Annotated in this window: 14 protein-coding genes; 12 read left to right on the forward strand and 2 right to left on the reverse strand. The window is 49.3% G+C overall.

All coding sequences use genetic code 11. The features are described from left to right. Window positions 1–21: 21 nt before the first annotated feature. The 3 genes from AF331_RS15710 to AF331_RS15720 all read left to right on the forward strand — a co-directional run bounded on the left by AF331_RS15710 (window position 22) and on the right by AF331_RS15720 (window position 2,384). Window positions 22–909, forward strand: coding sequence for a helix-turn-helix domain-containing protein (locus AF331_RS15710; RefSeq protein WP_268787159.1), 888 nt, complete (start codon window positions 22–24; stop codon window positions 907–909). A 38-nt stretch (window positions 910–947) separates the two neighbouring features. Beyond that, entirely contained in the window at window positions 948–1,850 is a 903-nt protein-coding gene (locus AF331_RS15715) for a helix-turn-helix domain-containing protein (RefSeq protein WP_053429056.1), read from the forward strand. Window positions 1,851–1,916: 66 nt separating this feature from the next. Beyond that, on the forward strand, window positions 1,917–2,384 hold the full coding sequence (locus AF331_RS15720) for a hypothetical protein (protein ID WP_053429057.1): 468 nt from the start codon (window positions 1,917–1,919) through the stop codon (window positions 2,382–2,384). Window positions 2,385–2,663: 279 nt separating this feature from the next. Here the strand turns inward: AF331_RS15720 and murB are convergent, their stop codons facing one another. Further along, a complete protein-coding gene (gene murB, locus AF331_RS15725) occupies window positions 2,664–3,584 on the reverse strand; it encodes a UDP-N-acetylmuramate dehydrogenase (protein ID WP_048013192.1) in 921 nt (306 codons plus the stop codon). A 138-nt stretch (window positions 3,585–3,722) separates the two neighbouring features. On the opposite strand from murB, the gene AF331_RS22210 reads away from it, so the two are divergent. Further along, window positions 3,723–3,959 (forward strand): hypothetical protein, encoded by a 237-nt coding sequence (locus AF331_RS22210; RefSeq protein WP_152915670.1) that lies wholly within the window; start codon window positions 3,723–3,725, stop codon window positions 3,957–3,959. A 292-nt stretch (window positions 3,960–4,251) separates the two neighbouring features. Further along, window positions 4,252–4,413, forward strand: a complete 162-nt coding sequence (locus AF331_RS22530; RefSeq protein WP_160316571.1) for a hypothetical protein — start codon at window positions 4,252–4,254, stop codon at window positions 4,411–4,413. 279 nt (window positions 4,414–4,692) lie between these two features. On the opposite strand, the gene AF331_RS15730 is transcribed toward AF331_RS22530, so the two are convergent. Beyond that, window positions 4,693–6,702, reverse strand: a complete 2,010-nt coding sequence (locus AF331_RS15730) for a bifunctional 2',3'-cyclic-nucleotide 2'-phosphodiesterase/3'-nucleotidase (protein ID WP_053429058.1) — start codon at window positions 6,700–6,702, stop codon at window positions 4,693–4,695. A gap of 182 nt (window positions 6,703–6,884) precedes the next feature. Here AF331_RS15730 and AF331_RS15735 point away from each other — a divergent pair, with 182 nt between their 5' ends. The 7 genes from AF331_RS15735 to AF331_RS15765 all read left to right on the forward strand — a co-directional run bounded on the left by AF331_RS15735 (window position 6,885) and on the right by AF331_RS15765 (window position 12,612). After that, window positions 6,885–7,802 carry a DMT family transporter gene (locus AF331_RS15735; RefSeq protein WP_082347009.1) on the forward strand — a complete coding sequence of 306 codons (918 nt, stop codon included), beginning with the start codon at window positions 6,885–6,887 and terminating at the stop codon, window positions 7,800–7,802. 151 nt (window positions 7,803–7,953) lie between these two features. Further along, a complete protein-coding gene (locus AF331_RS15740) occupies window positions 7,954–8,805 on the forward strand; it encodes a DegV family protein (protein WP_053429059.1) in 852 nt (283 codons plus the stop codon). Between the two features lie 486 nt (window positions 8,806–9,291). Beyond that, complete coding sequence (locus AF331_RS15745; RefSeq protein ID WP_053429060.1) at window positions 9,292–10,608, forward strand: DEAD/DEAH box helicase; 1,317 nt, start codon at window positions 9,292–9,294, stop codon at window positions 10,606–10,608. Beyond that, window positions 10,598–11,269 carry a ComF family protein gene (locus AF331_RS15750; protein WP_053429061.1) on the forward strand — a complete coding sequence of 224 codons (672 nt, stop codon included), beginning with the start codon at window positions 10,598–10,600 and terminating at the stop codon, window positions 11,267–11,269. Before AF331_RS15745 ends, AF331_RS15750 begins: the two co-directional genes overlap by 11 nt. 59 nt (window positions 11,270–11,328) lie before the next feature. Further along, window positions 11,329–11,742, forward strand: a complete 414-nt coding sequence (locus tag AF331_RS15755; protein ID WP_053429062.1) for a TIGR03826 family flagellar region protein — start codon at window positions 11,329–11,331, stop codon at window positions 11,740–11,742. Between the two features lie 88 nt (window positions 11,743–11,830). Then, a complete protein-coding gene (gene flgM, locus AF331_RS15760) occupies window positions 11,831–12,097 on the forward strand; it encodes a flagellar biosynthesis anti-sigma factor FlgM (protein ID WP_053429063.1) in 267 nt (88 codons plus the stop codon). A 17-nt stretch (window positions 12,098–12,114) separates the two neighbouring features. Continuing rightward, window positions 12,115–12,612: a flagellar protein FlgN gene (locus tag AF331_RS15765; protein ID WP_053429064.1), complete on the forward strand. Its 498-nt coding sequence runs from the start codon at window positions 12,115–12,117 to the stop codon at window positions 12,610–12,612. Window positions 12,613–12,618 lie beyond the last annotated feature (6 nt).

The raw sequence follows: 12,618 nt of genomic DNA on the forward strand, positions 1-12,618 counted from the left end.
AGTTGGGGTGGATGTATGAAAATGGAGGAAATCGGGAAGAGAATTAGTGAACTTCGATGCGAAAAGAACTTGACCCAAATGGAGCTGGCGAAAGGAATTTGTACACAAGCTTCAATCAGTCTGATTGAAAAAGGTGAACTGGAACCGAATGCTTCAACGCTTAGTCAGATTGCAAGGAAGCTTGGAGTGGACATTAACTATTTTTTTGAAATTGGTTCGACTCCACGGCTAGACTACGTCAATGAGGTGGAAAAACAGCTTCGGGCACTCCGGATCGTTTATAAGTATGAAGAAATGATGGATTATATAAAATCAGAAGAAAAGAATCCCCTTTTTTACCGTGATCCGAATAAAATGCAGTTGCTCCTTTGGCATAAGAGCATTTATGCCTTTGAGGTAGAAAAGGACCACCCACTGGCTGTTTCACATATCCAATCAGCCTTCCACCTCACTAAGAATAGTAAAAGAGCCTTTACTGAGCTTGAAATGGAAATGATTTTGACATTGGGTGTGTTTGAATACAGGGAGGAGAACTTTCAAGGAGCAATAAAACATTTTAATCAAGTGGAAGAAGCTTTGGAAGGATCAAAAAGGATTCCTGCAGATAAGTCTATATATAGCCGTCTTTATTATCATTCAGCAAGGGCACATACACGTTTGGGAAATCTCGACCATTCCATCTCACTCGCGACCAAGGGAATTGATTGGTGCTTAGAATATGATCAGCTCTATCTTATGCCGGTCCTGCATTATCAGGTCGCTTATAACTATGAACTTATGAATAACGTTGAAAAAGCTTTAGAATTTTTGGATCACAGTATTCAATTGTTTGAACTATATCCAGAAAACCCTGGTGGAAATTTCGTAAGAGACAAAAGAGTAAACTACATACATATGCTTGAAAAGTAAGAGGACCAACCCATTTATTTCATAGGGGGTGGAATCTATTGAAGCTAGCTGAAATTGGAAAGAAAATCAGTGAACTGAGAAGAGAAATGAATTTAACTCAAGGGGAACTGGCAGAAGGGATCTGTACGCAGGCACTGATCAGTCTGATTGAAAAAGGTGAGTTGGATCCCAATGCCACGGTCCTTTACCAAATTTCCAGGAAGCTTGGGGTGGATGTTAATTACTTTTTTCAAATTGGTTCAACTCCAAGACTCGATTATGTACGTGAGGTGGCAACTCAGTTAAGGAGACTGCGAATCAATCGTCAGCATGAAGAAATGATGGAGATCGTTCAGGTGGAGGAACATAATCCTTTATTCAGCAATGATAGCAGGGCCATGCAATTCCTTTACTGGCATAAAAGTGTGTACATGTACGAGGTGAAAGGGGATCATGACGGTGCCATATCATTGTTGGAGGAGGCAATGGATTTAGTAGACCGAAAGAAACGCGCATATACAGAAAATGAACTTGAAATGTTATTGACCCTGGGAGCATTCGAATTCAATGGTGAGCATTACGACCGGGCCATGGAGAAATATCAGCTTGTTCAACAGATCATCACGTCCACTGATCGTGTATTAAAAGTAAAGTCTATAAAGAGCCGCCTACTTTACAATATTGCCCGTGTGAACACCCGCTTGAAAAATTATCAGGAGTCCATCTCCTACGCTCTTCAAGGCATCGACTGGTGTATCGAGTGTGAGGATCTCTATCTCATGGCAGAACTGCACTATCATATCGGATATAATCATGAGCTTTTACATGATTATGAGAAGGCATTGGAGTACTTGGACTATAGTATTCAATTATTTGAACTGAACCCAGATTGTCCTTATCTTGATTTTCTTCAAAAAAAACGCTCTGATTATGCAGCCAAGCTGAAAAAGAACGACTTTTAAAATCTTTCAACATACACCAAGCGCGTCCTTCATATTTATGTACGGATAAGCAGGGAGTGGTGACCAATGAGAAGGAGGAGCCCTTTCCCCCTGGTGGCTGTCGTGGTCGTGGCCGTACTGTTCCTCTCGTTTGTTGGGTTCATGCTTTTTGGCAGGGGGGATGCTTCGGGTTCACCGGAGGAGGTGATCCGGGACTTTTATGAGTTTGAGTCGACGGGGGATTTCGGCAATGCGTGGGAGTTGTTTCATCCTGAGATGAAGAAAAAGTTCTCCAAATCGAATTACATCCAAACCAAGAATCATGTATTCATGGGGCATATGGGTGTGGAAGAGTTCGATGTTGAAATCAGCAAGCTTGAAAAGGTGGAGCGCTTTGCTTTTGACGATGAGGGACTTGTGTTTAAAGATGTAAGGAAAGCGCAAGTGGATATGTTTTACGATAGCCAGTTCGGAGAGCTGATTGTCACTCAGCCCTGCTATGTGGCCCTTGACAAAGGCAAATGGAAGGTGCTTTGGAATTATCACTTTAAATGAGTTCGGAGATTTTCCAATTTAATGGTTTTAGCAAGGCTGTGTGTGGTAAACTGAGACCATATAATCCCAAAGAGAAGGAGGCATCCCCGTGTCCTTGTTGTATATGAAGGCTCGTGAAGCATATGATCGTGATTCAAAGGCTTCTCTGGCCGCGAGCATGAAAGACGACAACAAACAGAAGTCAATGGCGAAAGTTTCGAAGAAATAGCGGACGTTAAGGGGTCATCTATGGGATAGAAATAAGGCGCCGGGGATCAACTCCCTGGCGCCTTATTTGTGTTATTGGGGATCTTCCCCGATGATGCGTACTTCACGCTCAAGTTCCACATCGAATTTTTCTTTGACCGTCTTTTGGACGTGTTCGATGAGGGCGATGTAATCGGAAGCCGATGCGTTATCTTTGTTGACGATGAAGCCGGCATGCTTCGTGGATACTTCTGCTCCACCGAAGTTCGTGCCCTGCAGTTCGCTGTCCTGGATCAGCTTCCCGGCGAAATAGCCTGGAGGACGTTTGAAGACACTTCCGCATGAAGGATATTCAAGGGGCTGCTTCGACTCACGCTTGAACGTGAGGTCGTCCATGACGGCCTTAATATCCTTATGGTCTCCCGGCTTCAGGCTGAATGTCGCTTCAAGGACGATGTCTCCCTTTTCGGAAATGTTGCTGTGGCGATAATCCAGCTCAAGCTCCAGTGCCGTCCTTTTCACAAGGTTGCCTTCACGGTCGACGACATAGCAGTAGTCCAGCACGTCCTTGATTTCACCGCCGTACGCTCCGGCATTCATGAAGAGGGCACCGCCGACGGTTCCAGGGATGCCGCAGGCGAATTCAAGCCCGGAAAGGGTCTCATCAAGGGCACGTCTGGATACATCGATGATGGCAGCTCCACTCTGGGCAACGATTTGCTGGTCGGTTGCGCTGATGTCGGAGAAGTTTTTCAAATGAAGGACGATTCCGCGGATTCCACCGTCTTTGACAATGAGGTTCGATCCGTTCCCGAGAAGGGTGAAGGGCACGTCGCTCTTGTTTGCGAGTTTCACGATTTCCTGGACTTCTTCATAGGTGGTCGGCGTGAGGAAGAAGTCGGCGTTGCCGCCAAGTCGCGTGTAAAGGTGATCGCGAAGCGGTTCGTCGCGTTTGATGTTTTCTTTTTTCATTACGTTTGAGAGTTCTTGGTAAACGATTTCTTTATTGTACATCTCTATCAGTCCTATAGAATATTTTATCCGTGAATGAAGTTACCACACCATTATATGACGAAAACCCATGAAAGTTAAATGGTTTCGTTTGACAGTTGGGTGAATTAGGGGTGAGCGTCGTTGTTTGGAGGGATTCATTTGGGTCTGCTGTTACTTTTGATTAGGGGTGAAGAGGAGAAGAGTCCGTTCCGTTTCGCTGCGGTCGGCCGCTTTCCTGCGGGGTGGACGGTGAGCCGCTTCAGCTGCGCTTGCAGGGTCTCACCTGTCCACTATTCCCGCAGGAGTCGGCCGTCCTCCGCTGCACTGCACTGTGTGCTTTTGGAGGAGAGAATGCTCATGCATGTGACGAAATTCAACCACCTCTCTTTTGATTAGGGATGAAGAGAGGAAGGGTTCGTTCTGTTTCGCTGTGGGAGCCCACGAGGTGTGCGGTGAGCCTCCTCATTCTGGTGGGGTCTCACCCTTCAGTGCACTACACTTTGTGGTGGAGAGATAAAGGAATACCATTCTGTATCAAGCCCATTTTGGATACAGAGGGAAGATTTTGAGGTGAACTTATCTTTCTCCCATATCAAATAAGAAGGACAAGGTCGACCATCCCCTATTCCTCACAATAGACTTACCAAACTAAGGTTACTTTAATTCCAATCTTCAACCAAGGAGTGGATTGAAGCGGAAGACGTCTGACTCCAGCGGAAAAGAATGGTGGCAAGACCCCGCAGGCACGAGGAGGCTTGCCGCCATTCCCGCAGGAAAGCAGGCGTCTGCAGCGGAAAGGAACTGTCCCATACATAAGCACGTAACCAATGCGGAAACGGGTTTGGGGTAATGAAGTGTGTGTCCCTGATAAACCATTCAGCTCTGATAAGTGTGCAGTACAATGCAAAATTCCATCTCATCCTCAACCAAAGAGTGGATTGAAGCGAAAGGTGCTTGACTCCAGCGGAAAAGGAGGAGTGGCGAGACCCCGCAGGCACGAGGAGGCTCGACACCCTCCCCGCAGGAAAGCAAGCGCCTGCAGCGAAAAGGAACGGACCTTTTACTAACGATATTTCCTATAAAATTGCATACAAAAAAAGCACCCGTTCATCGGGCGCTTTCTCTAATTTTACTTGAAGATGGAAGAAATGAGGTTCGCGATGAACCCTTTTGGTTGTTCGTCTTTGCCTGAATTCTTAAGTTTGATGGTGTACTTGGCGAAGCCATCTTCCTTGGTTTCGATGTATTTGAAAGTGCGTGAATCCTTGATGTACTCTTTTGCTTTTGGTGATGATTCAAAGGTGACGGTGGCCGGACCTTTGATTGGAGAGAAACTCCAGTTCCCGTCCGCTTCCGGGTTGATGCTGCCTTGTTCCATGATGTAGTCGATGACGACGTTGCGGTTTTCATCCGGTGCTTGGATGGCGATGTTGGTGCCATCGATGCCCGGGAAGTGCCCACCCCCGCTTGCACGGTAGTTGTTGGTGGCAACCAGGAAGGACTGTTTTGGATCGATTTTCTTGCCGTTGAACTTCAGGTGCTTGATTCGCTGTAATTTTGGATTGATGACATTTCCATCGGCATCATATTTTGCCGGCTTGGTGACATCGATTTCGTACGTGACACCATCGATGACATCGTAGTTGTACGAGCGGAACTCCTGATTGATCAGGGATTGTTCACCGCGTTTTTTCGGATCGATCTGGTTGAACTGACCGGCAGACATTTCGAGCCACTCTTTCACGTCAGAGCCTTTGATGAGGACAGCCTGCAGGGTGTTCGGATAGAGATAAAGGTCGGCTACATTCTTGATGGCCAGTTCACCCTGAGGGATATCGGTGTAGTATGTCGGGTCCCCTCGGGTACCTGCTTTGAACGGTGCTCCCGCTGAAAGGACCGGAATGTTTTCGTATTCTGTACCTTGGATATATTTCTCCACATACCATTTCTGGGCATTGGTCACGATCTGGATCGATGGATCATCCTTCACCTGTGAGAAGTACGACGTGATGGGAGCTGTCGTTTCGCCAACGGAGCTACGCACCCAGTCGATGGTGTGCTGATGATCGTCCTCTATGGCTTTGTACACTTCTTCATCGCGGGCGACAAGTGGTTTCCCGTCTTTATCGGCGATGCCACGGGTGGATGATTTCCCGTTCAATACGGTCCATTTCCCATCTGCGTGCTGCAGCTGTAGATCGACGAGGCCGAGGTGGCTGCCCCAGTAGCCTGGCATGACGGCAGGGGTTCCGTTGATGGTCCCGTTTGCCGTATCGACACCTTCAATCCCATCATAAGCGGCAGAAGGGAAGGTCCCGTGGGAATGGCCGAAGAGGATCGCATCGATTCCGTCCACTTTAGAGAGGTCATAGGTGGCGTTTTCCTCCATGCCTTCGCTCGTTACCGTTCCGATTCCGGAGTGGGGGATGGCGACGATGATGTCGGCTCCATCAGCCTTCATCTTTGGAATGAAATGCTCTGCGGTTTCTACGATATCCTTTGTGACGACTTTTCCTTCAAGATTGGCTTTATCCCACTGCATGATTTGAGGAGGGACGAACCCGATGACTCCTACTTTGATTGAGTGGGTTTCACCGTCTTCATCGACGACTTGGCGGTCGAGGATCTCATAAGGTTTGAAGTAATTCTTCTCCCCGGTTCCGTCATCCACATACACGTTCGCATTCACGTACGGGAAGTTGGAGCCTGAAAGGGACGTTTTCAGGAAATCGAGTCCATAGTTGAATTCGTGATTTCCGATATTCCCGGCATCATAATCAAGCAGGTTCATGGCTTTGTATACTGGATGGGTTTCCCCCGGTTGCAGCGGGTCGATTTTCGCGACATAATCACCGAGTGGATTTCCTTGGATCAAGTCCCCGTTATCGAAGAGGAGGCTGTTTTTTGCTTCGGTGCGGGCCTGTTTGATGAGGGTTGCGGTTTTGACAAGTCCGTACTTGTCCGTTTCCGCGTCCTGATAGTAATCGTAGTTGGCCAGGTTCACATGGATATCCGTCGTCTCAAGGATGCGGAGGTTGACGAGATCCGTTTCTGCAGCCTTGGCGCTATGTACATTGGGGGCGAGGAGGGTGAGGGCCAGGGAGGTACCGGTGATCCACTTCAGTTTCGTATACTGCATGTTCATCTCTCCTAATGTTGTCATGATATGAAAGCAATTCCATCCTAGCATAAAGCTGTAAAGTTGAAATGGTGGAAAAGTATCATTTGTGTAAACGGAAAACCGGGATTTTACAGTGGGGTCTATCCAATTCCTGGCGCATAGGATAGGATGATAGAAGGTAAAAGGGAGGAGGGACCGGAGTGGTCCGATTATATAGTGCCCTCGTGGGGCTCAGCCTCATCTGGGGGATGTCGTTTGTATTCATTAAATGGCTCGTGGAGCCTGCAGGGATATGGGGGACCGTGTTCATCCGCTGCTTTGCAGGAGCTCTGATTCTGCTTCCAATCTATTTCATGCACAGAAAGAAGTCAGGGAAGACCAAGCTTCCTTTGAAGAAACTCCTCGTCGTGGGGATCGGGAACGCAGCCTTACCGTGGACGCTCATCGCGCTCAGTGAAACCCAGATCAACAGCAATACGGCGTCGATCTTGAACGCGACGACGCCGATCTGGACAGGGGTGATCGGATTTTTATTGTTTTCCGTCATCCTGACCGGCTCGCAGTGGCTGGGCATCGCCATCGGGTTCTTCGGGATCTTGGTGCTGATGGACTTTCAGATCACCGGTCTCTTCTCATCGGACTTTGTTGGGGTGGGAACGATGCTTGCCGCCACGATGTGCTATGCGTTCTCGTCCCATTTCACGAAAAAGTACCTCGGTGGAACAAGCGTCGTCGTCATCTCCACCTTCCAGCTGCTGATCGGAAGTGTCTTCAGCTTCATCGGGCTTGCCGCCACGGGCGGACCGAACTCGTATGAAGGACTTCTAAGCCTTGAGGTACTGGCGGGCGTCATCGGTCTCGGCTGCCTCGGTTCGGGTATTGCGGCCCTGCTGTTTTTCTATATTGTCACGAAGGGAAGCCCTGAGCTTGCGTCCACGGTGACGTACCTCATCCCGGCAAGCGCCATGGTATGGGGATTCGTCCTTCTACAGGAGGAAATCACCCCGAACCTGATCATCGGGCTCCTCATCATCTTCACCGGCGTGTACCTTTCATCAAGGAAAAAGAGGACAGTCAAGGTTAAACAAACGTTTGATGGAACTGTGGGAAGGCCGTAATGAAGGAGTTCTAAGTCTAAACAGCCGTTTAGACAACCGCAGCCTTTTAACGGGTGCAAATCCATTCCTTTTCATATAAAATGAGAGGGATACATAAGATAAGCTATTACAGATAGCGATGAAAATAACATATAAGGATGGTAATAATTCTATGAAAACGGCAATTGTAACGGATAGTACAGCCTACATCCCGAAAGAATTGCGTGATCAGCTGGACATATATATGATCCCCTTGAGCGTCATCATCGGAGGGGAAACCTATCAGGAAGAAGTTGATATCACCGCAAGTCAGTTCTTTGAAGAAGTACGGAGCTCGGATCGACTGCCAACCACTTCGCAGCCGCCCGTCGGCCAGTTCGTGGAGCTTTTCGAGAAGCTCTCACACGATTACGACGCCGTCATCTCCATCCATCTCTCGAGCGGCATCAGCGGCACCTACCAGGGCGCCGTGCAAGCTGGTGAAATGGTAAGCGGAATCGAGGTGTACCCGTATGATTCCGAGATCAGCTGTATGGTCCAGGGTTTCTATGTTCTTGAGGGGGCAAAGCTGAGCAGTGAAGGACGGGATGCCAAAGAGATCGTCAGCCTCCTTGATGAAATGAAGGAAACGGTGAGGGCGTACTTCATGGTGGACAACCTAACCCATCTTCAGCGCGGAGGACGCTTGTCGAACGCGCAGGCCATCATCGGAAGCCTGCTGCAAGTGAAGCCGTTGCTTCATTTTGTGGACAAGGTCATCGTCCCGTTCGAGAAGATCCGTACGCGGAAGAAAGCTCTGAAGCGCGTCGAAAACCTGCTGGGTGAAGCTGTTTCAGACGGCGGACGTTATCAGGCGTCGGTCATCCATGCCAATCGCGAAGAAGAAGCACTGGAATGGAAGGCGCAGCTTGAGGAACAGTTCCCGAATGTGGAATTCAATGTGAGTTATTTCGGTCCCGTTATCGGGACGCATCTTGGGGAAGGGTCCATGGGTATGGGATGGGCGCGCAAGATGACGGAATGATTGTAGAGTGAAGGAGGTTTGGACTTGGGTCCAGGCCTTTTTTATTTGGATGAGTGGTCCGGAGTTTGGAGCTATTGGGATGAGGACCGTTTCGTTTCGCTGCGGGTGTCCGCTTTCCGCGGGGCGTGCGGTGAGCCTCCTCGTGCCTGCGGGGTCTCACCCTGCCCGCTTTTCGCCTCAGAGTCGGCCGCCCTCCGCTACACTTCACTCTTTGGGGAGGAAGAGAGGTCTGGTACAGCCCCTCCATGAAAATAAAGGAATTCGCATACCTAGTGGAGAATTACTCTTACAACCCCTTTAGAAAGGATTGAGGCCATGCTTTTTACAAAGCAAGATGGTTTTATAGCCCCGATAGCCCCTGTTGGTCAACCTGACCCCAAGGCTGTACGCATTTCAGACCTTCCTTCCATTCCTTCTCCCCCTCTCGATGAATCTTTTTCTTATTCTCCAGATTTACAATTACTACTTTGCGGCAGGTCCCTATTGATGGATGAGGTACCGTTTGATGGGGCGCTCGTTCATGAGCATTATCGTCATGGATACGTATCATACGGTCCCGGTGTGAAGGCTGGGATTTGTCAGCGCTGCGGGAATGGTTCGCGCGGAAGTTTTGGTGAGTTTGAATGCGCCCGCTGCGGGAAATCATGCCGCTATTGCCGGAACTGTCTGATGATGGGGAGGGTGTCTGAGTGCACACCCCTCCTGACGTGGAATGGTCCGCCGCCCCATATGAAAGATGATGCGCCTTTTGCATGGGAGGGGACGCTGTCGCCTGCGCAACAGGAGGCATCCACCGAGCTCGTCACGGCGGTGAAAGAGAATCGGGATCTTCTGGTGTGGGCCGTGTGCGGTGCCGGTAAGACGGAGGTGCTGTTCGAGGGGATCCACGAGGCGCTCAGGAGCGGTAATCGTGTTTGCCTTGCCACGCCCAGGACGGATGTAATCCTGGAGCTTTCCCCGCGTTTGAAGAAGGTGTTTCCTGAGACCGATCTGATCACACTCTACGGTGGTTCCGAGGAACGCCAGTCATACGGGCAAATCGTGCTGACCACCACGCATCAGCTATTCCGGTTCAAGGAGGCATTCGATGTCATGATCGTCGACGAGGTCGATGCGTTTCCCTATTCTTTCGATTCATCCCTTCAGTACGCAGTGGAGAAAGCAAGAAAACCGTCTTCCTCCCTCATCCATCTCACGGCAACGCCCGATGCTGCAACGCAGCGGGAGTGCAGGTCGGGACGGCGGCACCACTTCAGGATCCCGGCCCGCTTTCATCGTCACCCCATTCCATCCCCGCGATTTGCCTGGTGTGGTAACTGGCAGAAATCGTTGGAAAAAGGAAAGATCCCGCCGCCACTGAAGAAGTGGATGCTGCAAAGATTGCATACCTCAACCCCAGCCCTTATCTTTTTCCCCAGCGTAGCCATCATGAACAAAGCCCTTCCCATGTTCAAAGCCATTCACCCACTGATCGAGTCCGTCCATGCCGAGGATCCGGAACGAAAGGAGAAGGTCATGAGGATGCGTAAGTTCGAGATGCCGATCCTCCTTACCACGACAATCCTGGAACGGGGAGTCACCATTCCTGGCATTGATGTGGCGGTCCTCGGTGCAGAGGAAACCATCTTCACCGAGAGTGCCCTTGTCCAGATCTCAGGCCGGGTGGGGAGGAGTTCTGATCATCCGGACGGGGATATTGTGTACTTTCACCACGGCAAGACCGGCGAGATGATTAAAGCCCGTGCCCATATCAGCGACATGAACAAGGAAGCCGGGAAGAGGGGGCTCATCGATGCCACGTGACTGTCTGTACTGCGGAGAAGTCCTTGATGAAAAAATGAATTGGGGGGCTTTATTTCAAAGGGACACCAGACTTCTATGCGACGAATGTGACAGGGGATTAGTACGGATCGAGGGCGGCTGCCCGGGCTGTTCGAGACCTGGAGCGGAGGGAAGCCTCTGCCGTGACTGCCTGGAGTGGAACGGGAACCCTGAATGGAATGGGGTGCTGGAGCGGAATGCCTCCCTTTTCCAATACAATGAGTTCATGAAAGAGGTCCTCGCACGCTACAAATATAGAGGAGATTACGTTCTCGCTAAGGCACTGGCGTCTTTCATGCAAACGGCTATCCCGAAAGCCGACCTCTTTCTTCCCATTCCCCTCAGTCCCGAGCGTTTATATGAACGTGGATTCAATCAGTCAAAGGCCCTCCTGACCGAAGCGGGATATCCATGTCATGAGCTCCTCATGAGGGCCCACACCGAGAAGCAATCGAAGAAGACGAGACGGGAGCGGATGACAGGCGCACAGGTATTCCGCCTACCCGATAAGGATCTCTCAGGCAAGAATATCCTTCTCATCGATGATATCTATACGACGGGTACCACCGTGAGACAGGCGGCGATTCTCCTCAAAAAAGCAGGTGCAAGGGAAGTCTCATCGTTCACGATCGCCAGGGGTTAAATCCTTGCCCTTACCTGCCGATAAAAGAAAAGAACCTGCCAAATACGGAGGAATGAACCATGTCAGATGTAAACAACTGTCCACGCTGTAATGCGCTATTCATGAAATCCCGCTTCCGTGAAGTGTGTGAAGCATGTCATAAAGCAGAAGAAACTCTCTTCGACTCTGTCATCCGATTCCTGAAAAAACGCGAAAACCGGGCCGCGTCTATCGCACGAGTCGTTGACGTCACCGGTGTAGAGGAAGAGCTTCTTTTTAATTGGGTGAAAAAAGGCCGCATCCAATCCAGACAATTCCCGAATATGGGCTACCCATGCGACCGGTGCGGCAAGATCATCCAAAGTGCACGGATCTGCGAAGGGTGCCAAACGTCCCTCATCCAAGACCTTAAACAGCACGAATCAGACGAACAATGGAAGCAATCCATCAAGGAATCAGGTCATACGTACTACACCCGCAGAAAGGAAAAATGAACCATATCCTATCACTAAACAAACCTCTCAATCATCCGATATACTTACTATAAGACTCGGAAAGAACGGAAAAAGGAGGTAGACGGATTTGAAGATTAATCAGATCGGGAACTACAATATCCAAGCATATAAGCAACAACAAAACAAAGCTGACCAACCTGTCAAAGGGGGAAGTGCTCCTTCAGATAAGGTGGAAATTTCTTCACGGGCTAAAGAGATGCAGGAAGTGTCCAGATTGGAAAACGATCGCCAAGTGAAAGTAGATGCATTGAAAGAACAGGTACAGAGCGGAAATTATACGATCCAGGCAGGCTCCATCGCAAAAAGCCTGAAGCAATTCTATCACGGAGAATAATAGGGAAGGGGATCACCATGTCACTCAATGCCTTAACCACAACATTAGACAGACTCCATAAACTGCATATGAGCCTCCTCGACCTCTCCAAACGAAAAACCACCATTATCAAGGCGAGTGAGATGGACCAATTGGATGGCCTATTAAAAGATGAACAACGACATCTTGCAGCCATTCAGACGGTAGAAAACGACCTTCAAACCCATTCAAAGCAATATGCTGAATCGAATGGCCGATCATTTGATGAGTCACCGACCCTTTTACAGTGCATGGAAACGGCTCCCGAAGAAGAGAGAGAAACACTCTCCGATTGGCACGGAAAACTAACGGCAGTCATCGCTGAGTTGAAAGAGCAAAATGAACTCAATCAAAAGCTTGTCTATCAATCTCTTCAATTTGTGAATATGAGCTTGTCGGCTCTGCAGCCGAAAGAAGAGCAGACCAACTATACAAGACCGAACGATGACAATAAAGTCCCGGCTCCAAGCCGGTCTTTGTTTGATTCAAAAGCATAGATCAGA

It is taken from the genome of Rossellomorea marisflavi, from assembly GCF_001274775.1.
Classification (GTDB): Bacteria; Bacillota; Bacilli; order Bacillales; family Bacillaceae_B; genus Rossellomorea; species Rossellomorea marisflavi.

Bases quoted from the DNA above. Each gene is read 5' to 3' on its own strand.
- AF331_RS15710 (WP_268787159.1), top strand. From the start codon at position 22: ATGGAGGAAATCGGGAAGAGAATTAGTGAACTTCGATGCGAAAAGAAC.
- AF331_RS15720 (WP_053429057.1), top strand. From the start codon at position 1,917: ATGAGAAGGAGGAGCCCTTTCCCCCTGGTGGCTGTCGTGGTCGTGGCC.
- murB (WP_048013192.1), bottom strand. From the start codon at position 3,584: ATGTACAATAAAGAAATCGTTTACCAAGAACTCTCAAACGTAATGAAA.
- AF331_RS15730 (WP_053429058.1), bottom strand. From the start codon at position 6,702: ATGCAGTATACGAAACTGAAGTGGATCACCGGTACCTCCCTGGCCCTC.
- AF331_RS15740 (WP_053429059.1), top strand. From the start codon at position 7,954: ATGAAAACGGCAATTGTAACGGATAGTACAGCCTACATCCCGAAAGAA.
- AF331_RS15745 (WP_053429060.1), top strand. From the start codon at position 9,292: ATGGATGAGGTACCGTTTGATGGGGCGCTCGTTCATGAGCATTATCGT.
- AF331_RS15750 (WP_053429061.1), top strand. From the start codon at position 10,598: ATGCCACGTGACTGTCTGTACTGCGGAGAAGTCCTTGATGAAAAAATG.
- AF331_RS15755 (WP_053429062.1), top strand. From the start codon at position 11,329: ATGTCAGATGTAAACAACTGTCCACGCTGTAATGCGCTATTCATGAAA.
- AF331_RS15765 (WP_053429064.1), top strand. From the start codon at position 12,115: ATGTCACTCAATGCCTTAACCACAACATTAGACAGACTCCATAAACTG.